This window comes from Aeromonas sp. FDAARGOS 1404 (genome assembly GCF_019047085.1).
GTDB classification, from domain to species: Bacteria; Pseudomonadota; Gammaproteobacteria; order Enterobacterales; family Aeromonadaceae; genus Aeromonas; species Aeromonas veronii.
This window is the reverse complement of sequence record NZ_CP077237.1, coordinates 3,178,071-3,203,334: the sequence shown is the minus strand read 5'-3', so window position 1 is coordinate 3,203,334 and position 25,264 is coordinate 3,178,071. Positions and strand designations below refer to the sequence as shown.

Here is a 25,264-nt window from a genome sequence, read left to right as displayed (position 1 = left end):
GGTTTCATGGCGAACTGTTTTGTTGGTGACATCCAGGGCTGTTACGACGACTTGCGCCGTCTGCTGGATCTTGCCGCGTTCGATCCCGAAAATGACGTGCTCTGGCTCTGCGGCGATTTGGTCGCCCGCGGCCCGGACTCCCTCAATACCCTGCGTTTTGTCAAAGGGCTGGGCAACCGCGCCGTCACCGTGCTCGGTAACCACGACCTGCACCTGCTGGCGGTCGCCGATGGCGTTGCACCGCTCAAGAAGAAAGACAAGCTGCAAAGCCTGATGGATGCCCCTGATCGGGATGAACTGCTGGAGTGGCTGCGCCACCGCCCGCTGCTGGCCGAACATCCGGATCTCCCCATCATGATGGTGCATGCCGGGATCTCCCCCGCATGGGATGTCCGCACCGCGCGCAACTGCGCCCGCGAGGTAGAGAGCCTGCTGCGCGGTGACCAGTACAGCTGGCTGCTGCACAACATGTACGGCGACCAGCCCGATGGCTGGAAAGATGATCTGGTCGGGATCGACCGCTACCGCTACATCATCAACACCTTCACCCGGATGCGCTTCTGCTATTTCGACGGTCGTCTCGACTTCAAATGCAAGAAGGGGCCCAAGGAGTCGACCCCGGGGCTGCGTCCCTGGTTCGAACAGCGCGAACACCACGTGGATGACCCCATTCTGGTGTTCGGCCACTGGGCAGCCCTGATGGGCAACACCGGCAAGAGCGATATCAAGGCACTCGATACCGGCTGTGTCTGGGGCAACAGCCTCACCCTGTGGCGTTATGAAGATGATGCCCTGATCGCCACCCCCTGCCCGGTTCACGCCAGCTAGGGGGAGCACTGCAATCAGGCGGTCGCGATCGCTGCCGCACGGATGGCTACAACCCGTTCCAATAACAAAGCCCGGCTGGTTGCCGGGCTTGCTGTTTAGGTTCCCTGTTTTCCGGCGAATGATGTTACAACTTGCGCCCCAGCCGCTTCTCGATCTGGCGCCGCTCCCACTCGGGGCCAAACAGCTTGAAGGGCTGAAACACCCGAACAGCATGGGAGGCAAGTCCCAGCCCCCAGCCCAGGGTTGGCCACCAGGCCCAGATGTACTCCGGATTGCTCAGGTAGTTGATGACAAACAGCCCGCAGATCACTACCACGTAGCTGGCGACATGGTGATAGAAGCCCTTTAGCTCCTCCACATAGCGCATTGCCGCCCGCTCCTCTGCCGATACCTGCACCGCATCCTGCCCCATAGTGTCACTTCCTCTCATCTCGCGCTCCTGTTGCTCTGATCCATCCAGTTGAGCCACATCGAGTTCAAAGACGGCGGCCAGGGCCTTGAGAGATTCCAGTCCGGGTTGCTGCCCCTGCTCGATCCGCTGGATAGTGCGGACACTCAAACCAGTCAACGTTGCCAACTGATCCTGAGACCAACCCCGTTGCAATCTCAACTTCCTGACGATCATCTCGAACTCCTTGTGGTAATTGACAGGGCCAGCATAGGGCTTGCGCCGCGAAAGGTGACACGACAGATAGCCGACATACATCTGACAGTTCTTTAAAATCAGATGGTTAAGATTTTTATCTTGTCAGTCAGCCGCTCGTTCCCCCAGATATTGCACAAACCGTAACAGATAACCATCGGGATCCTGCAGCAAAAATTCGCGCTGCCCGGCCAGCATCTCGCCCACTGGATACCAGACCTCAGTGGGCTGCCGGAAAAGTGCAATCTCGGCGGCCTGCAAGCAGTCGAGTAGCGGCTGGATCTCGGTCAGCTCCATCTGCAGATTGATCCCCCGACCGAACGGTGGCTCCAGCGCCCCGACCTGCCAACCCGCCGGATGTACCTGCTCCAGCATCAGCTGTATCTGTTGCTGCTCAAGATAAGCAAAAGGAGGGTCATCGCGCCGATAGCGGACCGAGAAGCCCAACAAACCGGTATAGAAAACCAGAGATCGAGCCAGATCGGTAACCGACAGCTCCGGTACCATGGGATTCCAATACGGCCCATCCACCGCGACAGTAGGGTTCGTCATGGCTTACAGGCTCTGCATCAGCTCGGCGGCAATTTCAAAGGAGCGCAATCGGGCCTGATGATCGACGATGGGCCCATTGAACATCAGCTCATCGGCACGGGTTTCCGCCAGCAGCGCCTTGAGGCCGTGACGAACCTGCTCAGGGTCGCCCACCAGAGATCGGGCCAGGGTCTGCTCCATCGCCATCAACTCACGAGGTGCCCACTCATCGCCAAGCTGGACAACCGGCGCGGGCAGCTTGCCCGCATCACCGCGATGGAGGCGCAAGAACTGCTGCTGCACGGTAGTGAATTGGAAACGGGCCTCCCGCTCACTGTCGGCGGCGATCATATTGATACAGACCACCGCATGGGGTTTGGGCCAGCGAGCAGAGGGGCGATACCGGCTGCGGTAGATCTCCAGCGCCTGCAGCAACATGGCGGGCGCGAAATGGGAAGCAAAACCGAATGGCAAGCCCATCGCCGCTGCAAGTTGCGCGCTGTAGAGGCTGGAGCCAAGCAGCCAGATGGGCAGATGCAGTCCCTGACCGGGCACCGCCTGCACCGTGCCGATCTCGTCGCCAAAGTAGCTCATCAGCTCACGCACATCGGCCGGAAAATCATCCACCTCGCCACTGCGCATACGTCGCAGCGCCCGCATGGTGCGCTGATCAGTACCGGGGGCGCGACCAAGGCCCAAATCGATGCGGTCGGGATAGAGCGAAGCCAAGGTGCCAAACTGCTCGGCAATCACCAGCGGCGAGTGGTTCGGCAGCATGATGCCACCCGCCCCGATCCGCAGAGTGGTGGTGGCTTCGGCCAGATGACCGATCAGCACCGAGGTGGCGGCACTGGCAATGCCCGGCATGTTGTGATGTTCGGCCAGCCAGTAGCGCTGGTAACCCCAACCCTCGGCATGGCAGGCAAGATCCCGTGAACGGCGAAACGACTCGGCAGGCACGGAACCCTCGGCAACAGGCACCAGATCGAGCACGGAATAGGGGATGGCAGACATGGGTCACTCCATTGATTTACACACCAGTAACAAGTGGGGCAATGTAGCACGGGATACCTGAATGAATCACTATCTCCTGCCACACTCTGCCTGCCAAGCGGCAGCAATCGAACGGAACAAATCTCAGGCAAGTATTGTTCGAACGATCATCCTGCTGGCCGCGCATGCACGGGGGTGGATCATATTTTCTTACATTTGCGGGCTGGCCTGATCGCCCCCGGCTGGTTATAACGGTGCCCCTATAGCGAAGGGGGAGCAACAGACTCCCCCTCACTTTTTGTCACACCACACTGTTCAGGTTATCTATGTCAAAACATCTCGTTCTGCTGGGCGCACTGACGCTCTCCGGTTGCGCCCTGTTGTCTCCCCCCGCCCCCACCGTCACCCCGGTGCACCTTGCCGATACCAGCCAGCGCGGTTTCTACATCGAATGCAGCAGCATGAAAGCCTGCTTCCAGCAGGCTAACCAGACCTGCCCGCAAGGTTACAAGGAGACCGACCGCCGTCAGCAGACGCTCTACAGCACCCAGTATCTGGGGGGAAGCTATGACAAGGAGAAGAAAATCTACCAAGCTGCCAAGCCCTATAGCATCGCCAACACAGTCCACTCACTGACCATCCAGTGTCCCATCACTACAGGCTGAGCCAACCGAAGGGGTACTCTCTCCCGTCACTGCGAAAAAAAAACGGTCAACCGAGGTTGACCGTTTTTCACTGCGTTGCGTCCTTAGAACAGCAGGTGCGCCACCCCGGCGATAACCGGCAAGGTAACCAGAGTGCGCAGCAGGAAGATAACGAACAGTTCCCACAGCTTGACCGGGATCTTGCTGCCCAGCAGCAGGGCGCCCACTTCCGACATATAGATCAGCTGGGTCACCGACATGGCGGCAATCACGAAGCGGGTCATGTCACTCTCGATGGTCGAGGCCAGCACTGCCGGAATGAACATGTCGGCAAAACCGACCATGATGGTCTTGGACGCCGCTTCCGCCTCCGGCAGTTGCAGCAGCTCCAGCAAGGGGACGAACGGAGCGCCAAGCCAGTTGAAGATAGGGGTATGTTCGGCCAGCATCAGGGCACAGGTACCTATAGCCATTACCACCGGCAGCACGCCAAACACCATATCCAGTGCATTCTTCACCCCTTCCCGCGCGACGGCGCCGAGATCAGTCATGCTGTCAGCCTTGGTCAGGGCACGCTCGAAACCATAGCTCATCACGCTGTGCTGGTGCGGCACTGCTTCCTGCTTACGGCACAGGGGAGTGCCATCGGCATAGATGTCCTTCTTCCAGCAAAGTGGCGGCAAACGCGGCACCACGATGGCGGCAACCACCCCCGCCAGACAGACGGTCAGGTAGAAGGGGACGAACATGTGCTCCAGCTTCACCTGGGAGATCACCACCAGACAGAAGGTGATGGAGACAGCAGAGAAAGTGGTGCCAATCACCGCGGCTTCACGCTGGGTATAGAACTTCCCTTCGTACTGCTTGCTGGTCAGCAGGATGCCGACGCTGCCATCGCCAAGCCAGGAGGCAAAGCAGTCCACAGCCGAACGACCCGGCAACCGGAACACCGGACGCATGATGCGGGTCATCATGGTGCCGACAAATTCCAGCAGCCCGAAATCGAGCAGCAACGGCAGCAGCAGGCCGGCAAAAATGAAGACTGAAAACAGCACCGGCAGCAGATCGTTGAGCACCAGTCCACCGGTTGCGCCGGAGTAAAGCACCTCTGGCCCCACCTGGAAGAAGGTCAGCAGCACGAAGATACCGCCCAATACCCGCACGCAGGCCCAGAAAGGGGAGACATTGAACAAACTGTTGAGGAAAGGACGACGCACCAGAATCGCTGGCTTGAACAGCCAGGCAATCACCGTCATCAGCATGGTGGTGGTGATCACCGCACTGACCATGGCGACCAGATAATCGGCAAAAACGCGCTGTACCAGCTTGGCCAGCACGGCCACCGGGATGGTGACGTTACCGTCATAGACGACCGGCGTCATGAACAGCAGGATCCCGATAAGTGACGGAACCAGAAACATCAACAAATTACGGCGAGTATTGACCGCAGGTGCTTCGAGACTCTTTTCCAACATGATATGACTGCCCTAATGTTACTTTTCCCTAGCCCGGCCAACCTGCGTATTCATGCATTAACCGGCAAAACGGGCGCAAGAATACTCCAAAAAAATGCACAAACAAGCCCTTAAGGCAGAAATCTGCGCATAAATATTTCCACAGGTAAACCTTCCATTAAAAAAATAAGATACAGCGGCGCATATCGATTCAATCGACATCGCCAGATGATTGTTTCGTTATTGTTAATTTTGGTGGGCAGTATAATCGGTTATCAGTAGCAGGCAATAAGTGACATCACAAATATACCTAATGAGTTGCTGCTCGATAGACATAAAAAAACCGGAGCCTGTTCAGGCTCCGGTTTTCAATGAGAGTGACGGGGATCAGTCACGGACGTAGATGACTTCAACGCCATCATCTTCGTCGTCATCCCAATCGTCATCATCAAGCCCTTCATCGAAGGCAAGAGAGGCAACCAGTGCTTCCGCTTCAGCCTTGGCCAGCTGGTTCTTGTGGTAGTCGTCCCACTTAAACTCCACCTTCTCGATGGCGTCTTTGGCATCTTCCGCCAGCTGACGGGGCATGGTATCCAGCAGATCCAGAATGTCGTAGCAGACCTTCTTGGTGCCTTCCTTGCTGATGGCAGTGATGGCATAGACCGGACCTTCGTGGTTCAGGGCCGCCTTGACACGATCCATCACCTCCTGGGCTTCTTCTTCCAGGATCAGATCCATCTTGTTAAACACCAACCAGCGCGGCTTGCCAGCCAGTTCCGGGCTGTACTTCTCCAGCTCCTTGACGATGGTCACGGCATTTTCAGCAGGATCGGAGCCATCAACCGGGCAGATATCCACCAGGTGGATCAGCACGCGGCAACGCTCGAGGTGTTTCAGGAAGCGGATACCCAGACCTGCGCCTTCGGCAGCACCTTCGATCAGACCAGGGATATCGGCGATCACGAAGGAGCGGGAGTTTTCACCACGCACCACACCCAGGTTCGGTACCAGGGTAGTGAAGGGGTAATCAGCCACTTTCGGGCGAGCCGCAGAAACGGCGCGAATAAAGGTAGACTTGCCTGCGTTGGGCAGACCCAGCATGCCGACATCGGCCAGCAGCAGCAGCTCCAGCTTCAGGGTACGCACTTCACCCGGAGTACCGTTACTCTTCTGGCGGGGAGCACGGTTGACGGAGCTCTTGAAGCGGGTGTTGCCCAGACCGTGGAAACCACCTTTGGCAACCAGCAGCTTCTGCTCGTGGTGGGTCAGATCCCCCAGCAGTTCACCGGTATCTTCATCGGTCGCTCGGGTACCGACCGGCACACGCAGGATCTTGTCCTTGCCGCGGCGACCGGTACAGTTGGCGCTCTGGCCATTCTCACCGCGCTCGGCAGCATGGAAACGCTCGAAACGGTAGTCGATCAGGGTATTGAGGTTCTCGTCGGCGATCAGATATACGTCGCCACCATCACCGCCATCACCGCCGTCCGGACCACCGTTGGGAATATATTTTTCACGGCGAAAGCTTACACAACCGTTACCACCGTCACCGGCATCGACTCGAATCTGGACTTCATCAACAAACTTCATAGGTAACCGTCACCTTAATTCGAAAAACCGATACGCAATTATAGTGGTACAGACCCCTGCGGGCGATACGCATCTTGCCAATCATGCCCGTCAGAGCCAAAGTCAGCTGCGTTCCGTTTTTTCGTCAACGACATCAGAAAGACGTCAGAAAAACAAAAGCCCCGCCTGTTGGCGGGGCTTCGGATCCTTGCGGTCCGTAATTACTCAGCAACGATGCTAACGTACTTACGATTCAGCGGACCTTTAACTTCGAACAGGATTTTACCAGTCGCGGTAGCGAACAGGGTGTGATCCTTGCCCAGACCAACGTTGGTGCCAGCGTGGAACTTGGTACCACGTTGACGAACGATGATGCTGCCAGCCAGAACTGTTTCGCCGCCGAAACGCTTCACGCCCAGGCGTTTAGCTTCAGAATCGCGACCGTTGCGGGATGAACCGCCAGCTTTTTTGTGTGCCATTTATCGGACTCCTCTAATTAAGCGCTGATGCCAGTGATTTTGACTTCAGTGAACCACTGACGGTGGCCCGCTTGCTTACGATGGTGCTTACGACGACGGAACTTGACGATAGTCACTTTCTCGCCACGGCCGTGAGCCACAACTTCAGCTACAACCTTGCCACCTTCAACGAAAGGAGCACCTACTTTAAAAGTGTCGCCTGCAGCAACCATCAGAACTTCGTTGAAGTCGATGGTAGCGCCAGTCTCAACGTTCAGCTTTTCCAGACGAACGATTTGACCTTCGGCCACACGGTGTTGTTTTCCGCCGCTTTGGAATACCGCGTACATTTGATTAACTCCGTAAAGGCATGTCTTTTGCTCAAGGCTAGACATGCGCAAAAACCTATAACAATGGGCGGGCATTCTACGCAAATCGATCTGCTCAGGCAAGGCCAATTTAGCAAAAAGTTTATTTTGTGCGCATATCTGCCGCCGTGGATAAACGCCTAACTGTAACCCATTGTGAAATCGTGTAGAATCCCTGCCATTACTAAAATCGCAGTTATTGCTGCTGTCACGTTACGAGACTTATGGACCAACAGACTATCCGTGCGCTCTGTGCCGCCGACATGACGGCGGTCAATGAACTGATCCTGGCCCGACTCCAGTCCGACGTTAGTCTGATTAATCAGCTGGGTTTCTACATTGTCAGCGCCGGCGGGAAACGGATGCGCCCCATGCTGACCGTGATGGCTGCGCGTGCGCTGGGCTATGAGGGTGAGGATCACCTGAAACTGGCCGCCATCATCGAATTCATTCACACCTCTACCCTGCTGCATGACGACGTGGTCGACGAATCCGACCTGCGCCGTGGCAGGGAGACCGCCAACGCCATGTTTGGCAATGCCGCCAGCGTGCTGGTCGGTGACTACCTCTATAGCCGCTCCTTCCAGATGATGGCCGAACTCTCCAACCTGCGGGTGATGGAGATCCTTTCGGATGCCACCAACACCATCGCCGAAGGGGAAGTGTTGCAGCTGATGAACTGCAACGATCCGGACACCACCGAAGAGAGCTACATGACGGTCATCTACTGCAAGACCGCCAAGCTGTTTGAAGCCGCCACCCGACTCGCCGCCGTGCTGACCCATCAGCCCGAGCCCGTCGAGCAGGCCATGACCGATTACGGCAAGTATCTGGGCACCGCGTTCCAGATCATCGATGACGTGATGGACTACTGCTCCCAGAGCGAAGAGATGGGCAAGAACGTCGGCGACGATCTGGCCGAAGGAAAACCGACCCTGCCGCTGCTGCGTGCCATGGAAGTGGGCACGCCGGAAGAGCGCCAGCTGGTGCGCGATGCCATCGAGCACCGCAACGGCATGGAGCATCTTGAGCAGATCCTCGGGATTCTCGACCGTACCGGCGCGCTGGAGTACTCCCGCATGCGGGCCCGGGAAGAGGCAGACAAGGCCATTGCCGCCCTCGCCATCCTGCCGGACTCCCCGCACAAGCACGCGCTGGAAACACTGGCCCACATGGCCGTGCAGCGCAGTGCCTGAGTAAACGACATGCATGAAAAAAGAGGCCTTCGGCCTCTTTTTTATTGTCTGCTATCTGCTGAACTGTTCATTGCGACAGACTCAGCGACTCAGCATCCAGAGGATCACGCTACCTGCCACCACTAGCGAGCCGCCGATACGGCGCAACTGCTCCGGTGGCTGATCGCTCAGCAGCCGCAACATCTGCTGCCATGCCCTGGGCATCAACAACGGGCCGAGCCCCTCGAACAACAGCAGCAATCCCAACCCCATCAGCATGGATGTCAGCATCCGACCTCCTTCAATGCAACCAGCCCCTCGGGTCAACGGCTGGCGTTGGCACCAAAAACAAAAGGGTCTGACAATGCAGACCCTTTGAATGTGACCTCGTGGCGATTACTGCTTGGTGCCGTGAGGAGACTTGAGGTAACGGAAGAACTCGCTGTCCGGCTTCAATACCATCAGGTCGTTGCCACCGGCAAAGCTCTTGCGATAGGCCTCCATGCTACGCACGAAGCTGAAAAACTCGGGGTCTTTCTTGTAGCTGTCGGCATAGATCTTGGCGGCTTCCGCATCCCCTTCACCGCGCAGCTGGCGAGCGTTACTCTCGGCGTCGGCGATCATGACGGTCACCTTGCGGTCGATATCGGCACGCAGGATTTCAGCCTTCTCGCGACCCTGAGAGCGGTGCTCACGGGCGACTGCGGTACGTTCGGCACGCATCCGCTGGTAGATGGAGTTGGAGACTTCCACCGGCAGGTTGATCTGCTTGATCCGCACATCCACCACCTTGATACCGAGCTCGGAGGAGCGCGCCATCTTCTTCAGGGCATCTTCCATCACGGTACTGCGCTCACCGGAGACGATGTCTTTGATGGTGCGGTTACCGATCTCGGAACGCAGACCGTTATTGATCTTGCGCTTGAGCAGATCTTCCGCCTGCAGCTTGTTGCCACCACCGGTTGCCAGGTAGTACTTGGAGAAATCCTCGATCTTCCACTTCACGTAGGAGTCGATGATCAGGTCTTTCTTCTCGGAGGTGACAAAACGGTCGGCCTGGCTGTCAATGGTCTGGATGCGGGCATCCATCTTGCGAACCTGGTCGATGAGCGGCACCTTGAAGTGCAGGCCCGGCTCATAGAGGCGGGGTTCACCGGAGTCAACCCGCTTCACCTTGCCAAACTGCACCACAATCCCCTTCTGACCTTCATCAACGATAAAGACAGAAGAGAAGCAGACCATGGCCGCGACAGCGATTGCACCAATAGCTAGCTTTTTCATCTATCAGTTTCTCCCTGAGCTGAAGCGGTCACCGCTACGCAGCGGCATTGTCGGGGTAGAGTTGGCACCCTCGTTGGAAACGGGGACCTGCTCTGTGACCGGGGCGGCAGTGGCACGATCAGACTGGGTTACCTTCGGCTTGCCAGACAGCTTGTCGAGCGGCAGGTAGATCATGCTGTTGTTGCCAGCCGGCATGTCAACCACCACCTTGTTGGCCTGCTGATAGAGCTCTTCCATGGTTTCCAGATAGATACGCTCACGGGTCAGCTCGGGAGCAGCCAGATACTGGGGCAGCAGCTCGTTGAAGCGAGCAACTTCACCCTGGGCTTTCAACACGATCTGGGATTTGTAAGCTTCCGCTTCCTGTTCCAGACGCTTCACCTGACCACGGGCCTTGGGCTCCACTTCACGGGCATAGGCTTCTGCTTCACGAATGAAGCGCTGTTCATCTTCCTGAGCGGAGATGGCGTCATCAAACGCATCTTTCACCTCTTCCGGCGGACGCGCCGGCAGGAAGTTGACGTCGACGATCTGCAGACCCATCTGGTAAGGCTCGATGATGCCATCGATCACCTGCCAGGTCTCCTGACGCACCTTCTCACGACCGGTAGTCAGGACGTCATCCATCCGGGTATGACCCACTACATAGCGCAGGGCGCTATCGGTGGCCTGACCCAGACTCTCGTCGGCATTGGTCACGCTGAACAGATATTGCTCGGGATTGACCACACGGTACTGCACGTCCATCTCGACCCGTACCACGTTCTCATCCTGAGTCAGCATGAAACCGGAGGCAGGCAGGGAACGCACGGACTCGACGTCCACCGGGATCACCCGATCGATAAAGGTCGGCTTCCAGCGCAGGCCCGGCTCGACAATATGGGAAAACTTGCCAAACCGCAGCACGGCACCACGCTCCGCTTCGCGAATGGTGTAGAAGCCGCTGACGACCCACACCACCACAGCCACAACCAGCGCGATGGAGATACCAAAGCGACCTACATCGCCGCCAGATTTGCCGCCACCAAACAAGCCACCGAAACGGCGACTCACTTTGCGCAGCATTTCATCCAGATCAGGGGGTCCCTGATTCTTGCCGTTATTCCCCCAAGGGTCACGGTCTTTGCCGTTGTTACCAGGCTCATTCCAAGCCATCAGCGTCTCCATTAATACATGCGGATGGATATCATCTCTATCGGGCCGTCATACGTCGCGAAGCCCCTAAGGGGTCATCTTCATCAACGAATCAATGCCTGATAAAGCGTTGTAAACTCTCACCTTCCTGTTTCACGAGGCGGTTCCAGTCGGCCACTTGCAAGCGGACTTCCAGCACGAAATCACCCTCCTCGCTAAAACCTTCCTGCTCAATCCCTTTCAGCTGATAGAGCGCACTGCGCAATCTCGCGGCAGAAGGAGGCAACTGCAGGGTGTGATGCACCATGGAGCCAGCCAGCAATTCGGTCAGCGCCGTAAACAGATGCTCACAACCTTCACCGGTCTGGGCCGACAACCAGACGCGCAACGGGCGCCCCTCGTCATCTCGCTCCAGACCTGCCGGACGATCCGCCAGCTTGTCGATCTTGTTGCAGATCATCAGCTGGGGCCTGTCATCGGCTTCAATCTCGGCCAACACCTGCTGCACGGAGTCGATATTCTCCTGCATCTGCTCATCGGCACAGTCCACCACATGCAGCAGCAGATCCGCTTCACGGGTCTCCTGCAGGGTCGCCTTGAAGGCCGCGACCAGATCATGGGGCAAGTGTCGAATAAATCCAACTGTATCCGCCAAAATCACATCACCCACATCCCGGATCACCAGTTTACGCAGGGTGGGATCCAGAGTTGCGAACAATTGGTCGGCAGCATACACGCTGGCAGCTGTAAGTTGGTTGAACAAAGTGGACTTTCCGGCGTTGGTATAACCAACCAGTGACACCGTCGGCACTTCGTTGCGGTTGCGGGCACGGCGTCCCTGCTCCCGCTGCTTGGCCACCTTGTCGAGCCGACGCAAAATCGCCTTGATGCGTTCCCGCAGCAGACGTCGGTCAGTTTCAAGCTGGGTTTCACCCGGGCCACGCAGACCGATCCCGCCCTTTTGACGCTCAAGGTGGGTCCAGCCTCGCACCAGACGAGTGGAAAGATGGCGCAACTGGGCCAGTTCGACCTGCAGTTTACCTTCGTGGGTACGGGCGCGCTGGGCAAAGATATCGAGGATCAGGCCGGTTCGATCCACCACCCGGCACTGGAACAGACGCTCCAGGTTGCGCTCCTGGGCAGGGGTCAGGGCATGGTTGAAGATGACGACGTCGGCATCCAGCATCTGGACTTGGGACGCGATCTCTTCAGCCTTGCCACTGCCGACAAAAAATTTGGCACTGGGCGCACTGCGACTGGTGGTAATTACCCCCAGCGCATTGACTCCGGCCGAGCTCACCAACATCTTGAGCTCTTCCAGATCCTCCCGCTCACCCTCATCACTGAAGTTGACATGCACCAGAACGGCCTGTTCGCCAGCTTCATAACGGTCAAACAAGCGCTTGCTCCTTAACAGGAATCATGATGAATCTGAGTTGGCGAGTCGACTCGCCCAGGGATATCACGCCTCGGCATCACCCTGTTCATCAGCCGCGCCACCCGGAGTGGGCTGGTGATGATTGACGGCACGGGCCGGTACGACAGTCGAGATGGCGTGCTTGTAAACCATCTGGCTCACGGTGTTTTTCAGCAGGATAACAAACTGGTCAAAAGACTCGATCTGACCTTGCAGTTTGATGCCGTTCACCAAATAGATAGAAACAGGAATCCGCTCACGGCGCAGCGCATTCAAAAACGGGTCTTGGAGAGATTGCCCCTTAGCCATTTTTCTTTTCCTTATAGTTTGTTGTTTTTAAACACCGAATATCAATATAACAACCTGATTATACAGGGAGTGTCAAGCCGCACCAGCGCGAGCAAGCACGCGGTCGAGATTGCCAGACTCACCAGATTCCAACCAGGTCACGTCGGGCCAGCCGCGCAACCAGGTCATCTGTCGTTTTGCCAATTGGCGTGTGGCAACAATGCCACGATAACGCATCTCATCATACCCCACTTCACCGCACAGGTAGTCCCACATTTGGCGATAACCCACACAGCGAATGGAGGGAAGATCCGGGTGCAGATCGCCGCGCGCCATCAGCGCACGAACCTCCTGTTCAAAGCCGCCTTGCAGCATCTTGTCAAAGCGCAGTTCGATCCGCTGATGCAGCACGGCGCGATCGCTCGGGGCGATGGCAAACTGCAGCACCCGATAGGGCAAGCCCTCCCCCTGCACCTGCGTCAGCTCGGTAAGTGTCTTGCCGCTGATGCGGTAGACCTCCAGCGCCCGGGAGAGTCGCTGCGGGTCATTGGGGTGAATTCGCGCCCCGGCCACCGGGTCAATGCGCACCAGCTCGTCGTGCAGCGCCTGCCAACCGAGGCGGGCAGCCTCTTCCTCAATCCCGGCTCGAATGGCGGGATCGGCAGAGGGCAGCGGGGACAATCCCTCCAGCAGCGCCTTGAAATAGAGCATGGTACCGCCCACCAGCAGAGGAATGCGGCCACGGTCGGCGATCTCTTTCATCTCCCGCAGGGCATCCTTGCAAAAATCGGCTGCCGAATAGCTCATGGCGGGGTCAAGAATGTCGATCAGCCGGTGCGGGGCACGTGCCAGTTCATCGGCGGTCGGCTTGGCTGTACCGATATCCATGCCGCGATAGATCAGCGCAGAATCGACGCTGATGATGTCGCAGGGCAGCGCCTGGCACAGTTCAATGGCGAGATCCGTCTTGCCGGAGGCCGTCGGCCCCATCAGAAAAATTGCGGTCGGCAAGTCACTCGCCATGTTCAAACTCCTCCAGCACGGTCGCCAGCGAAATGGGGCGCACCATGCGAATGTCTGCCAGTTGGTCACTGAAATCAGTCACAAGTTCCGTCAGCAGACGACTGGCAGTTGAAAAATCGTATATCTTCTCGCGGCTTATCCCCTGCTCCACCAGCCATTGGCATAATACTTCAGCCTGCTGACCAGCATCACTGTCAGATCCGCCCTCGATAATTTGCAGCAATTCAGGTAACAGACGCACCAGATCGGTCTGGCGCAGCAGAGCCGGCACCCGAGTCAGGATCATGGTGTCGCGCCCCCCGCTTTTCAACTCCAGCCCCATCCGTTTCAGCAAACGCTCCTGCTCGGTCACCAGCGCGATCAAATTCTTCGGCAGCTTGAAGGAGACCGGCAGCAACAGTGGCTGGGCCGCCAGTCCCTGGCCCCAGGTCTCCAGCAGCCAGTGGCGCAGCAGCACCCGCTCGGCGCGCACCAGCGAGAGCAGCGCCAGCTGATTATCCCGCTCGATCAACAGGTAGGCCTGATCCACCAGTGTCAGGGCGCGACATCCCCCCTGTTTGGGTGACGGCACTGGATCAGTGGGCTGCGCAGGAGCAGCCTCAGTTGCGATAGGCAGCGTAGTGAGCAGAGCGCCCATGCCGTGCATCGCCTCCCGGCTTGGGGGCTCGGGCGGTTGATAATTGCTGGCTCGGCCAGCCCCCTCCCGTACCTGTGCAGGTGCCCGGTAGCTGTGCTCGGCACCGTACCACTCCGGGCGTGGCGCCTGACCGGGATATTCAATCTGCGGACTGACCGGCAACTCGACCAGAGTTTCGGCCAGCGGAGTGTCCTGATGAGTGGCGCTGACTCCTTCGCGGCGCAGCGCAGTAAACAGCGCCTGAAAGATAAAGTCGTGGATCAGTCGCGCCTGATGGAAGCGCACCTCATGCTTGGCCGGGTGAACGTTGACATCCACCTGACGGGGATCCAGCTCGATATAGAGCACATAGGCGGCGAAGCGGTCGGGAGGCAGCAGCTCGTCATAAGCCTGACGAATGGCGTGGTTGATGAGCTTGTCGCGCATCATCCGGCCGTTGACATAGGTGTATTGCAGGTCGTTCTGCGGTCTTGCCCCCTCCGGAGTCGCCAGCCAGCCCCACAGTCGCACGTCGCTGTGCTCGCTCTCCACCGCCAGCGCATGGTGCATGAAGGGGGTGCCGCAAACGGCGGCGAGGCGACGCTCCTGCTCCGGCACGGTATTGGCGGCCTTGTACTGGCGCACCACCTTGCCATTGTGGCGCAGGATCAGGGTGGCATCGAAGCGGGAGAGCGCGATGCGGCGCACCAGCTCGTCGATATGGGCAAACTCGGTCTTTTCGCTGCGCATGAACTTGCGCCGCGCGGGGGTATTGAAGAAGAGATCCACCACCTCCACCGTGGTGCCCACCGGATGGGCCGCCGGCTTGATGGTGACGCTCATCTCGCGCCCTTCCGCCTGGGCTTGCCAGGCTTCGGACTGCTCGGCGGTACGGGAGGTGAAGGTGAGACGGGAGACCGAGCTGATGGAGGCGAGCGCCTCGCCACGAAAACCGAGGCTGTTGATCCCTTCCAGATCGTCCAGCGTGGCCACCTTGGAGGTGGCATGACGCGACAGCGCCAGCACCAGCTCGTCTTTGGCGACGCCACAGCCGTTGTCACGGATGCGGATCAGCTTGGCGCCCCCCTTGTCGATGTCGATCTCGACCCGGTCGGCCCCCGCATCCAGGCTGTTTTCCACCAGCTCTTTCACCACAGATGAGGGCCGCTCCACCACCTCTCCTGCTGCAATCTGGTTGGCCAGAATGGGTGGCAAAATACGGATCGGCATCACTTACTCCTGAATTTCAATCTTGCGGATGGTCAGTCTCTTAAGGCTCCAGGAGGGCCGCTCCACCACCTCTCCACCAACCGGAATCTGGTTGGCCAGAATCGGGGGGAATATACGGATCGGCATCACTTGCTCCTGACTTTCAATCTTGCTGATGGTATTCGCTAACAGCGGGAGCGGCATCGCCCGCTCCCGTGCGTCAGTTTTGCGGAATGTAGAGCACCTGCCCTACCTGAATATTCCGCGACTTGAGCTTGTTGATCTCCACCAGCCGAGCCTGACTCACCCCATGTTTCTCGGCAAGGCGGGAGAGACTCTCGCCCCGCTTGACCACATGGCGGACCATCTGCGACTTGTCGTCACTGCGAACGGGAGCAGCAGCGCGGCTCTGCCCCTGCTGGGGAATATAGATGGTCTGACCGATCTGAATATCCCGGCTGCGCAGCTGGTTGATCTCCACCAGAGTTGACTGACTAACCCCATGCTTCTCGGCAAGGCGGGAGAGGCTCTCACCCCGTTTGACCACATGGCGGAGCATCCGCGATTTGTCATAGTCCCCCACACTGCTGACCGGTGCACCGCTCTCTTGCGCTGCAGCCGAGTAAGGCTTGATCACCCCGGCGCCAGAGCCGCTCCCAGCACCGCCGTCGCGGGCGGTGGCGGGCATCTTGTTGGACACTACCGGCTGCGACTGTGTCTGCCTGGGCTGGCTCACCGGCTGCCGGGCTACCGGTGCAGGGCGAGTAGCGGCAGGTTGGCTCACCTGCCCCTTGCCGGTCAGCATGGCCCCCTTGGTCGGGTGGGCGCGGTAGTAGTTGCGGATCCCCTCGAAGATAGCGCGGGCCAGCTGGTCCTGATAGCTGGCGGTAGCCAACAGCTTCTCCTCCGCATGGTTGGAGATAAAACCGGTCTCCACCAGCACAGAGGGAATATCCGGCGCCTTCAGCACCGCCAGACTGGCGTGTTCCGGCGCCTTCTTGTGCAGTCGGGCGACCTTGCCCATGGAGCGCAGGATCTGGCGGCTGACGTCGTACCCTTCGGCACGGGACTTGTCCATGGAGAGGTCGAGGAAGGTCTGCGCCAGATAGGGATTAGGATCGGATTCCGCCAACACCTTGCCGACACCGCCCAGCAGCTCGCCCTGCTTCTCCTGCTTCTCCAGCCAGCTGCCCATCTCGCGGTTGGCACGGTTGGTCGAGAGGACCCAGACAGAGGCGCCGCGCGGAGTGGAGTTATGGAAGCTGTCCGCATGGACCGACACCAGCAGATCCGCCTTCGCCTTGCGGGCAATCTCGGAGCGCTTGTTGAGGTCAACGAAATAGTCGCCACGACGGGTCATCACGGCACGCATCCCCGGCTCGCGGTCGATCAGTGCCGCCAGCTTCTGGGAGACCGCCAGCGTGACCCGCTTCTCGTAGGTACGGCGCGGGCCGATGGAGCCCGGGTCTTCCCCGCCGTGGCCCGGGTCGATGGCAATCACCACTCCCTTGCCCTTGCCACCGACAGGCGTGGATTGCACCGCTGCCGCCGAGCGCTTCTCTTCATAAGGCAGATCGATGACCAGACGGTGGCCATAAGGCCCGGCTGGCGCCAACGGAAAGACCACCGGCTTGATGGCGGAGCTGAGATCCATCACCAGCCGCAGACCGCCCTTCTCCAGCGGTGTGCTCTGGCGGATCTTGCGCACCAGTTCGCTGTTGTTCTCGATCCGGGCCAGATTGGCGGCGTTGCTCGCCCCTTTCAGATCGATCACCAGCCGATCCGGGCCGGTGAGGGTGAAATAGTTGAAGTTGGGGGCGCTGCTCATATCGAGCACCACCCGGGTATTATCCGGTGATGGCCAGATTCGTACGCTCTTGAGCTGATTCGCCCAGGAGGGTAATGCCATCAAAGAGAGAGCAATAACAAGGATCAAGCGCACGTAGATGACAACCGTTCCAGAATGGCTTCGCCAATAGCAGTGCGGGCCTCTATCAGAACCTCGCGCTGCTCGCCTACATAAGTGAGGGTAATTTCCAGGTCGGGAGCCGGTAACCAGCCCTCGCCCTTCTCGGACCACTCCACCAGACAGAGAGTGTTGGCGGCAAAATAGTCCCGAATGCCCATGAATTCCAGCTCTTCCGGATCAGCCAGGCGATAGAGATCGAAATGGTAGACCTGCCAGCCATCGAGCTCATAGGGCTCGACCAGGGTGTAAGTCGGGCTTTTTACCTTGCCCTGATGGCCAAGGCCCTGCACCCAGCCGCGGGTCAGGGTGGTTTTACCAGCGCCAAGCGTGCCATGCAAAAACACTGTGGTCGCCTGCTGGCAGGCCTGTGCCAGACGGCCACCCAGAGCCACGGTTGCTGCCTCGTCCGGCAGTGTCATCATCAACTGTTTTGCCATGTTCTTCTTTTTAACTTGTAATGGTGTCGGGATTAACCAGTTTGCGGATCAGCGGCAGCAGATCTGACGCCAGCATGCCCCGCTCGCCGTCAGCGGCGGCCTGATCTGCAGCCTCGCCGTGGATCACGGCGCCCAGCCAGCTTGCCATGGTGGCAGACCAGCCCTGGGCCAAAAGGGCGGCGATTATACCAGATAACAGATCGCCCATGCCGCCACTTGCCATGCCGGGATTGCCTTCACAACAGAGAGCGACCCGCTCGCCGTCATAAATAAGTGTTCCCGCCCCTTTTAACAACACCACACCGCCATAACGCCGCTGCAGCGCCTGCACGGCGGCAAACCGGTCGGTTTCAATCTCGGCAATGGTGCATCCCAGCAGGCGCGCCGCTTCGCCGGGATGGGGCGTGAGCACCCAATTATCCTGATGGCGGGGAGATTGCGCCAGCCAATTCAATCCATCGGCGTCCAAAACCAGTGGCTGCCGTCCGGTGAGATAACGGGCGATTTGTGCTCTTCCCCACTCATCCTGACCGAGGCCGGGGCCGATGACCCGCACCGACGCCCACCCCTCGTCATCAGCGGTAGTGAGACTCATCAGTTCAGGTTGATAGAGGCTGACCGGCGGATGTTCCGGATGCTGACATACCCGCACCAGCCCGGCCCCCGCCCGCAGGCAGGCACGGGCCGCCAGCACGATGGCCCCCTGCATGCCACGATTGCCCCCCACCAGCAGTACCTTGCCATAAGAGCCCTTGTGGGAAGCGCGCGGGCGCGGGGTCAACTGCGCGCTGAGCAGTGGATAATCGATACGCCAGGCGGCGGGCAGCATAGTGTCATCAGGCGTCACGCCAAGGGGATCACAGTCGAGCAGGCCGACGCAATCCACCCCGTCGCCGGTGAGCATCCCCTGCTTGATACCGATAAAGGTGAGGGTGCGAGTGGCCTGCACCACAGCCCCCATGGCACGGCCGGTATCGCCGTTGAGGCCGGAGGGGAGATCCACCGCCAGCACGGGCACAGCCAAGCCATTGATTGTTGCGACGATCTTTGTCAGTAGTGGCGAGAGGGGCGTGTTGACGCCGGTGCCAAGCAGGGCGTCGACCACCAGATCCGGGGCGGAGTGCTGGTCCTTATCAAACTGCTCGGCCAGCCAGACCCGGCCACCGGCCGCCAGCCACTCATCGGCGGCCCGCCTGGCATCCCCCTTCAGCTGGTCGGGTGCTCTGGCGGCAATCACCACCACCTCGATGCCAATCTGGCGGGCAAGGCGGGCCAGCACATAGCCATCACCGCCGTTATTACCGGGGCCGACGAAAATCCACCAGCAGTGACTGTCGGGCCAATGCAGGGTGGCATAGGTGCGCAGCGCGGCACCGGCTCGCTCCATCAGGGCATAGAGAGGTTGCCCCTCACGCGCGGCCCAGTTGCGCTCCAGTGCGCGGATCTGTTCAGTCTGCCACAGCCCCTGTGGTAAACTGCCCCCCTCTTTTGTGCCCAACGCGCCCCTGATGATCTCTACCATGACGGCTCCCGCCTCTTATCAATCGACCCACGCCAGCAAACACCGGCCAGGCCAAGCCGCATGAGCGCACCTGACTTCCACCAGCTGGCTCACGATATCAAGCTCTGGGCACGGGAGCTAGGTTTTGACCAGGCGGGCATCACCGACACCGATCTGCGTATCGAAGAGCCGAGATTGCAGGCCTGGCTGGATGCGGGCTATCACGGCAGCATGGATTACATGGCGCGCCACGGCATGATGCGGGCGCGCGCCCACGAACTGCTGCCGGGCACGGTGCGGGTGTTGTCGGTGCGGATGAACTACCTGCCGTTCGAGGCGGGCTTCGCCGCTACCCTGCGCGATCCGACCCTCGGTTATATCAGCCGCTATGCTCTCGGTCGCGACTACCACAAAGTGCTGCGCAACCGGCTCAAACAGCTGGGTGATCGCATCGAAGCGCGCTGCGCCGAGCTGTTTCAAGGCACTGAAGAGACCTTGGGTGAGTGGCGCCCCTTCGTCGACTCCGCCCCCATCCTCGAGCGGCCACTGGCGGCCAAGGCGGGCCTCGGCTGGGTTGGCAAACACTCACTGCTGCTCAACGAATCGGCCGGCTCCTTCTTCTTTCTCGGTGAGCTGTTGCTCAACCTGCCGCTGCCGCTCGACCAGCCAGTGGAGAAGGAGCAGTGCGGCAAGTGCGTCGCCTGCATCAACATCTGCCCGACCGGCGCCATTGTCGCTCCCTATGTGGTGGATGGCCGCCGCTGCATCTCCTATCTCACCATCGAGAATGACGGCCCTATTCCGGAAGAGTTCCGGCCCCTGATGGGCAACCGCATCTACGGCTGCGATGACTGCCAGCTTATCTGCCCCTGGAACCGCTACGCAGATGCCAGCCCGGAACCCGATTTCAGCCCGCGCCCCAGCCTGCACCGCCCGCCCCTGCTGGCGCTGTGGCACTGGAGCGAGAGCGATTTTCTCAAGCAGACCGAGGGGAGCCCGATCCGCCGCATTGGCTATCAACGCTGGCGCCGCAATCTGGCGGTCGCCCTTGGCAATGGCCCGGCAACCCCCGAGGTCATCGCCGCCCTGCAACAGGGGTTGGCCACGGCCGAGCCCATGGTGGCCGAACATATCGAATGGGCGCTGGCCACCCTTGCCCGGCGTCAGGATGAAGAGAACAAGAAGACCCGTTTGCTGATCCGCTGCATCGAAAAAGGTCTGTCGGATCACGCATAAGTGATCTGCCCCTTGCCGGATTGCTGCACTTTTTTCATGCTCTGCCGACCCGCAGTGACCAGAACACCGTAGTCAGTACCAGCTGGTCGGCACACAACAAGGACAACACAAATGCATATGTTGGGAGTGGATATTGGAGGCTCAGGGATCAAGGGCTGTCTGGTCGATACCAAAACCGGCGAATTGATTGGCGAGCGCCATCGCATTGCCACACCGCAACCGGCCACCCCGGCTGCCATCGCCCATACCCTCAAGGCGCTGGTCGAACACTTCGACTGGAAAGGACCGGTAGGCTGCGGCTTTCCTGCCACCATCCACAACGGGGTTGCCAAGAGTGCCGCCAACATCGACAAGAGCTGGATCGAAACCGATGCCGAGCATCTGTTTGCCGATGTCACCGGCAAGCCCTGCTATGTGCTGAATGATGCCGATGCCGCCGGTCTGGCCGAGATGCGCTTTGGCGCCGGCAAGGATCGCAAGGGGGTCATCATCCTCATCACGGTCGGCACCGGCATCGGCACCGCCATCTTCGTCAACGGCCATCTGCTGCCCAACACCGAGCTGGGCCATCTGATGCTGGAAGGAATGGTCGCCGAGCACTACTGCTCCGATGCGGCGCGCAAACGGGAAGATCTCTCCTGGAACCGCTGGGGCAAGCGTTTCAACAAGTATCTGGCGCGCCTCGAGTTTCTCTTCTCCCCCGACCTCTTCATTCTGGGGGGCGGCAGCGCAGCCAAGCTGGATAAATTTGTCGATCGCATCGAGACCCGGGCACCGCTCATTCCGGCGGCCAGCCTCAATCAGGCGGGCATTATCGGGGCCGCGCTCTACGCGGCCGAGCAGCAGGGCTGACCGACGCTCACTGCAGATCAGCAGATACCTATTGAAAGGGCCCGGCACTGCTGCCGGGCCCTTTTGTTTTGCGGTCATCTTGCGAGTTTGGCGCTTATCACCCGCTACATGTCGTCGAGTCGGTGCACCCCGTGCACCAGCCGAGTCAGGCGGGTCTGCTCCAGCCCGGCCAGATTCTCGAGCAAAGCGGTGGTGGCCGGTGTCGGGCACTCCCTGGCCAGATGACTCAGCTCGCCTACCAGCAGCTCTTCCCAGCGACATACCTGAGTGACGATATCCTGGGTCTGGACTGATGCCGGCAGCTCGAAGTGGGTAATGGCAGGCAGCATATCCTCGCTGAAACTCTGGTTCAACCAGGTCTCCCTGACCGCCTCTCCCAGCTGAGCGGCATATTCGTGCAGATGGGCACTGGCCGCATCCTCACGCCCTTGCAGATAGACCAGCAACATCCGGCTGCGTTCGCTGTCCACCTGACTGGTCAAACGCCCGTAACAGAGTCCGAGCTGGTGATGAACCTGCTCAAGATAGTGCAGCAACTCTTTGATCTGTTGGAATCTCATCGCACTGCCCTCCATGCTTGTCAACATCATCAGTATAAAAAACCGGCGCCACCGACCCAATCCCTATCCGCGCCCCCCTTGCGCTGCATCAAGGTTGACGCCGACAAAGTGAAGGTCAGGTGATCCGGTCACGAATAGGGAACGATTTGTGCAGCAATTTGTGTAACGATGGAGGAGCATCAGGCTCGATAGCCAATGTGGACAGAAACGGGCTGACACACTAATAAAACCAGCATTTACCCGATATAAACCATCTTTAATTCGGTTATCTGCCGCAGGGACGAAACAGGATCTGGAAGAGCAACAATATCATCCTGATCGTTATCCGCCTGACAGAAATCCTTATCACTTTTTTAGACGTCTAGACGTAAAAACATGCGTTGACATGGCCATCCAGACATCTTAGCATCATCCTCCATGATGACAGAGTAACCCAGTGGAACCTCTGCCCAATTTCCCCGCCTGTAGCGCCCTGTGCTTTAAGGCTGTTAGCACGGAAGAATCCATGATTAAGTTGATCGGTCTCAACAAAGTCTACGGTACAGGCAGTGACGCCGTGCACGCCCTGCGTGATGTGAGTCTGCATGTACCCCAAGGCAAAATTTTCGGGGTGATCGGTGCCTCCGGTGCCGGCAAGAGTACCCTCATTCGTTGTGTCAACCTGCTGGAGCGCCCGACAGAGGGTCAAGTCATCGTTGATGGCCAGGATCTGGTCGCTCTGAGCGAACGGGATCTGACCCAGGCTCGCCGCCAGATCGGGATGATTTTCCAGCACTTCAACCTGCTTGCCTCCCGCACCGTGTTTGCCAACATCGCCTTTCCGCTGGAGCTGGCAGGCTGGAGCAAAGAGAAGATCCAGCAACGGGTTGCCGAACTGCTGGCGCTGGTCGGGCTGGAAGCCCGTGCCCAGGCCTATCCGTCCGAGCTTTCCGGCGGTCAGAAACAGCGCGTCGCCATTGCCCGCGCACTGGCTCCGGCCCCCAAGGTACTGCTCTGTGACGAGGCCACCTCGGCCCTCGACCCGCAGACCACCCGCTCGATCCTGACCCTGCTCAAGGAGATTAACGTCAAGCTGGGGCTCACCATCTTGCTCATTACCCACGAGATGGATGTGGTGAAAGGGATCTGTGACGAAGTGGCCATCATCAGCGACGGCCGTCTGATCGAACAGGGCGAAGTGGCCTGGTTCTTCAGCAATGCCAAGACCCAGCTGGCTCGTGACTTCATCCACTCCACCATCCATCTGGAGGTACCGCAGGAGTATCAGGATCGGATGAGCAGCGAGCGGGTGCCGGGCAGCTACCCACTGGTGAAGCTTGGCTTTACCGGCAGCACGGTCGATACGCCGCTGATCTCCGAGGCGAGCCGCCGTTTCAATATCGACATCAGCATTCTGAGCGCAGACATCGAATACGCCGGAGGCGTCAAATTCGGTTTCCTGCTGGCCGAGCTGTTCGGGGATGAAGCCCAGTGCGAGGCCACCCAGCAATTCCTTATCGACAACCACATTCAGCTGGAGGTAATGGGTTATGTCCGAAGCCATGATTAATCTGCTCATCACGGCCCTGGGCGACACCCTGATCATGGTGTTTGCCTCCGCCCTGTTCGGCTGCCTGCTGGGTCTGCCGCTCGGCGTGGCACTGCATGTGACCAAGGCGGGCCAGATCCTGGCCAACCCCTTGCTCAACCGTACTCTGGGCATGGTGGTCAACGTGGGTCGCTCGGTGCCCTTTATCATCCTGCTGGTCGCCATCATTCCGCTGACCCGGCTGATTGTCGGCACCAGTATCGGCACCATCGCTGCCATCGTGCCGCTGACTGTCGGTTGCATCCCTTTCATTGCCCGTCTGGTGGAAGGGGCCCTGATGGAAGTGCCGGACGGCCTGCTGGAAGCGGCCAAGGCGATGGGCGCCAAGCCGCTGCAAATTATCACCAAGGTGCTGCTGCCCGAGGCTCTGCCCGGCATCCTCAACAGTGTCACCATTACCCTCGTCACGCTGGTGAACTACTCGGCCATGGCCGGGGCCATCGGTGGCGGTGGTCTGGGGGATGTGGGTATTCGTTATGGTTATCAGCGCTTTGACCCGACCGTCATGCTGGTGACCGTGGTTATCCTGGTAGTACTGGTTCAACTTATCCAGAGCGCGGGTGAGCGCCTGGTCAACAAATGTGATCATCGTTAATCGTCGATTTCTGACAGGAGGTTTTATGAAATTTGGCATCAAATCCGTTGCGGCTGCCCTGCTGGCTGGTCTGGTTCTGGCCGGTTGCGGTCAAAAAGAAGAGAGCAAGGTTCTGAAAGTGGGCGCTATTGCTGGCCCGGAGACCGAACTGGTTGAAGTGGCTGCCAAGGTAGCCAAAGAGAAATACGGTCTGACCGTCGAGGTGGTCAACTTCTCCGACTACGTCACCCCGAACGTGGCGCTGAACGATGGCAGCATCGACGTCAACGCTTTCCAGCACAAACCCTATCTGGATGCACAAGTGCGTGATCGCGGCTTCAAGCTGATTCCGGTTGGCAACACCTTTGTCTACCCGATCGCCGGTTACTCCAAGAAGATCAAGGCGCTGAGCGAGCTGCAAGATGGCGCCCAGATCGCGGTACCGAACGATCCGACCAACCTAGGCCGCTCCCTGATCCTGCTGGCCAAACAGGGTCTGATCACCCTGAAGGATGGCGCCGGTCTGGAAGCCACCGTGCTGGATATCGCCAGCAACCCGCGCAACTTCAAGATTGTGGAACTGGAAGCAGCCCAACTGCCGCGCTCGCTGGAAGATGTGGATCTGGCTATCATCAACAACACCTTCGCCGGTCAGATTGGTCTGACCCCGACCGAGAACGGCCTGTTTGTTGAGGACAAAGAGTCCCCCTACGTCAACCTGATCGTCGCCCGCGACAACAACAAGGATGACGAGAAGGTCAAACAGTTCGTACAAGCTTTCCAGACCGATGATGTCTACAAGAAAGGTCTCGAGCTGTTCAAAGGCGGCCTGGTAAAAGGTTGGTAATTGCTCACTCGGCAAAAAAGGCCACGCAATGCGTGGCCTTTTTTATTGGCGCCGCTATCATATCCGCGA

General features: G+C 59.0%; 27 protein-coding genes. 8 read left to right on the top strand and 19 right to left on the bottom strand.

Features of this window, described 5'->3' with window-relative positions; all coding sequences use genetic code 11:
* Positions 1-6 precede the first annotated feature (6 nt).
* The gene (locus I6L34_RS14945; protein WP_005358331.1) at positions 7-828 is read left to right on the top strand and encodes a symmetrical bis(5'-nucleosyl)-tetraphosphatase; all 822 of its coding nucleotides are present in this window, start codon (positions 7-9) and stop codon (positions 826-828) included.
* A 124-nt stretch (positions 829-952) separates the two neighbouring features.
* On the opposite strand, the gene I6L34_RS14940 is transcribed toward I6L34_RS14945, so the two are convergent.
* From I6L34_RS14940 to I6L34_RS14930, 3 genes are all read right to left on the bottom strand, one after another.
* Positions 953-1,453 (bottom strand): 2TM domain-containing protein, encoded by a 501-nt coding sequence (locus tag I6L34_RS14940; protein ID WP_021231934.1) that lies wholly within the window; start codon positions 1,451-1,453, stop codon positions 953-955.
* A gap of 123 nt (positions 1,454-1,576) precedes the next feature.
* On the bottom strand, positions 1,577-2,023 hold the full coding sequence (locus I6L34_RS14935) for a VOC family protein (RefSeq protein ID WP_216954903.1): 447 nt from the start codon (positions 2,021-2,023) through the stop codon (positions 1,577-1,579).
* A gap of 3 nt (positions 2,024-2,026) precedes the next feature.
* On the bottom strand, positions 2,027-3,016 hold the full coding sequence (locus tag I6L34_RS14930) for a luciferase-like monooxygenase (RefSeq protein WP_216954902.1): 990 nt from the start codon (positions 3,014-3,016) through the stop codon (positions 2,027-2,029).
* A gap of 305 nt (positions 3,017-3,321) precedes the next feature.
* Here I6L34_RS14930 and I6L34_RS14925 point away from each other — a divergent pair, with 305 nt between their 5' ends.
* A complete protein-coding gene (locus I6L34_RS14925; protein WP_201992313.1) occupies positions 3,322-3,660 on the top strand; it encodes a hypothetical protein in 339 nt (112 codons plus the stop codon).
* 83 nt (positions 3,661-3,743) lie between these two features.
* Here the strand turns inward: I6L34_RS14925 and I6L34_RS14920 are convergent, their stop codons facing one another.
* The 4 genes from I6L34_RS14920 to rplU all read right to left on the bottom strand — a co-directional run bounded on the left by I6L34_RS14920 (position 3,744) and on the right by rplU (position 7,470).
* Positions 3,744-5,114 carry a YjiH family protein gene (locus tag I6L34_RS14920; protein ID WP_005339025.1) on the bottom strand — a complete coding sequence of 457 codons (1,371 nt, stop codon included), beginning with the start codon at positions 5,112-5,114 and terminating at the stop codon, positions 3,744-3,746.
* Between the two features lie 366 nt (positions 5,115-5,480).
* Positions 5,481-6,683: an Obg family GTPase CgtA gene (cgtA, locus tag I6L34_RS14915; protein WP_216954901.1), complete on the bottom strand. Its 1,203-nt coding sequence runs from the start codon at positions 6,681-6,683 to the stop codon at positions 5,481-5,483.
* Positions 6,684-6,883: 200 nt separating this feature from the next.
* Positions 6,884-7,141, bottom strand: a complete 258-nt coding sequence (rpmA, locus tag I6L34_RS14910; RefSeq protein WP_005339028.1) for a 50S ribosomal protein L27 — start codon at positions 7,139-7,141, stop codon at positions 6,884-6,886.
* A 17-nt stretch (positions 7,142-7,158) separates the two neighbouring features.
* On the bottom strand, positions 7,159-7,470 hold the full coding sequence (rplU, locus tag I6L34_RS14905; protein WP_005304210.1) for a 50S ribosomal protein L21: 312 nt from the start codon (positions 7,468-7,470) through the stop codon (positions 7,159-7,161).
* Between the two features lie 242 nt (positions 7,471-7,712).
* Here rplU and ispB point away from each other — a divergent pair, with 242 nt between their 5' ends.
* Positions 7,713-8,684, top strand: coding sequence for an octaprenyl diphosphate synthase (gene ispB / locus I6L34_RS14900; protein ID WP_005339034.1), 972 nt, complete (start codon positions 7,713-7,715; stop codon positions 8,682-8,684).
* Positions 8,685-8,765: 81 nt separating this feature from the next.
* Here the strand turns inward: ispB and I6L34_RS14895 are convergent, their stop codons facing one another.
* From I6L34_RS14895 to I6L34_RS14845, 11 genes are all read right to left on the bottom strand, one after another.
* Positions 8,766-8,954: a DUF2065 family protein gene (locus I6L34_RS14895; RefSeq protein ID WP_005339036.1), complete on the bottom strand. Its 189-nt coding sequence runs from the start codon at positions 8,952-8,954 to the stop codon at positions 8,766-8,768.
* A gap of 105 nt (positions 8,955-9,059) precedes the next feature.
* Positions 9,060-9,944, bottom strand: a complete 885-nt coding sequence (gene hflC, locus I6L34_RS14890) for a protease modulator HflC (RefSeq protein ID WP_005339038.1) — start codon at positions 9,942-9,944, stop codon at positions 9,060-9,062.
* A 3-nt stretch (positions 9,945-9,947) separates the two neighbouring features.
* Positions 9,948-11,099 (bottom strand): FtsH protease activity modulator HflK, encoded by a 1,152-nt coding sequence (gene hflK, locus I6L34_RS14885; RefSeq protein ID WP_216954900.1) that lies wholly within the window; start codon positions 11,097-11,099, stop codon positions 9,948-9,950.
* A gap of 91 nt (positions 11,100-11,190) precedes the next feature.
* Positions 11,191-12,477 carry a ribosome rescue GTPase HflX gene (gene hflX, locus I6L34_RS14880; RefSeq protein WP_005339043.1) on the bottom strand — a complete coding sequence of 429 codons (1,287 nt, stop codon included), beginning with the start codon at positions 12,475-12,477 and terminating at the stop codon, positions 11,191-11,193.
* Positions 12,478-12,540: 63 nt separating this feature from the next.
* Entirely contained in the window at positions 12,541-12,804 is a 264-nt protein-coding gene (gene hfq / locus I6L34_RS14875; RefSeq protein WP_005339045.1) for an RNA chaperone Hfq, read from the bottom strand.
* A 72-nt stretch (positions 12,805-12,876) separates the two neighbouring features.
* The gene (gene miaA, locus I6L34_RS14870; RefSeq protein ID WP_075115381.1) at positions 12,877-13,806 is read right to left on the bottom strand and encodes a tRNA (adenosine(37)-N6)-dimethylallyltransferase MiaA; all 930 of its coding nucleotides are present in this window, start codon (positions 13,804-13,806) and stop codon (positions 12,877-12,879) included.
* Positions 13,796-15,652: a DNA mismatch repair endonuclease MutL gene (gene mutL, locus I6L34_RS14865; protein WP_058059477.1), complete on the bottom strand. Its 1,857-nt coding sequence runs from the start codon at positions 15,650-15,652 to the stop codon at positions 13,796-13,798. Before mutL ends, miaA begins: the two co-directional genes overlap by 11 nt.
* 3 nt (positions 15,653-15,655) lie before the next feature.
* Complete coding sequence (locus tag I6L34_RS14860) at positions 15,656-15,835, bottom strand: hypothetical protein (protein WP_216954899.1); 180 nt, start codon at positions 15,833-15,835, stop codon at positions 15,656-15,658.
* Between the two features lie 16 nt (positions 15,836-15,851).
* A complete protein-coding gene (locus I6L34_RS14855; RefSeq protein ID WP_254202868.1) occupies positions 15,852-17,540 on the bottom strand; it encodes an N-acetylmuramoyl-L-alanine amidase in 1,689 nt (562 codons plus the stop codon).
* A gap of 23 nt (positions 17,541-17,563) precedes the next feature.
* A complete protein-coding gene (tsaE, locus tag I6L34_RS14850) occupies positions 17,564-18,037 on the bottom strand; it encodes a tRNA (adenosine(37)-N6)-threonylcarbamoyltransferase complex ATPase subunit type 1 TsaE (RefSeq protein ID WP_005339056.1) in 474 nt (157 codons plus the stop codon).
* Positions 18,038-18,047: 10 nt separating this feature from the next.
* Positions 18,048-19,559, bottom strand: coding sequence for an NAD(P)H-hydrate dehydratase (locus tag I6L34_RS14845; protein ID WP_216954897.1), 1,512 nt, complete (start codon positions 19,557-19,559; stop codon positions 18,048-18,050).
* 60 nt (positions 19,560-19,619) lie between these two features.
* On the opposite strand from I6L34_RS14845, the gene queG reads away from it, so the two are divergent.
* Positions 19,620-20,774 carry a tRNA epoxyqueuosine(34) reductase QueG gene (gene queG / locus I6L34_RS14840; protein ID WP_216954896.1) on the top strand — a complete coding sequence of 385 codons (1,155 nt, stop codon included), beginning with the start codon at positions 19,620-19,622 and terminating at the stop codon, positions 20,772-20,774.
* 111 nt (positions 20,775-20,885) lie between these two features.
* The gene (gene ppgK, locus I6L34_RS14835) at positions 20,886-21,626 is read left to right on the top strand and encodes a polyphosphate--glucose phosphotransferase (RefSeq protein ID WP_005339062.1); all 741 of its coding nucleotides are present in this window, start codon (positions 20,886-20,888) and stop codon (positions 21,624-21,626) included.
* Positions 21,627-21,730: 104 nt separating this feature from the next.
* Here the strand turns inward: ppgK and I6L34_RS14830 are convergent, their stop codons facing one another.
* Positions 21,731-22,186 (bottom strand): hypothetical protein, encoded by a 456-nt coding sequence (locus I6L34_RS14830; protein WP_058057238.1) that lies wholly within the window; start codon positions 22,184-22,186, stop codon positions 21,731-21,733.
* Between the two features lie 505 nt (positions 22,187-22,691).
* Here I6L34_RS14830 and metN point away from each other — a divergent pair.
* Genes metN through metQ form a run of 3 tightly spaced genes read left to right on the top strand, consistent with a single transcriptional unit; the run spans position 22,692 to position 25,195 of the window.
* Positions 22,692-23,735, top strand: a complete 1,044-nt coding sequence (gene metN, locus I6L34_RS14825; protein WP_005339067.1) for a methionine ABC transporter ATP-binding protein MetN — start codon at positions 22,692-22,694, stop codon at positions 23,733-23,735.
* Positions 23,716-24,369 carry a methionine ABC transporter permease gene (locus tag I6L34_RS14820; protein WP_005339070.1) on the top strand — a complete coding sequence of 218 codons (654 nt, stop codon included), beginning with the start codon at positions 23,716-23,718 and terminating at the stop codon, positions 24,367-24,369. Before metN ends, I6L34_RS14820 begins: the two co-directional genes overlap by 20 nt.
* Positions 24,370-24,394: 25 nt before the next feature.
* Positions 24,395-25,195 carry a methionine ABC transporter substrate-binding lipoprotein MetQ gene (gene metQ / locus I6L34_RS14815; protein WP_058057236.1) on the top strand — a complete coding sequence of 267 codons (801 nt, stop codon included), beginning with the start codon at positions 24,395-24,397 and terminating at the stop codon, positions 25,193-25,195.
* Positions 25,196-25,264 lie beyond the last annotated feature (69 nt).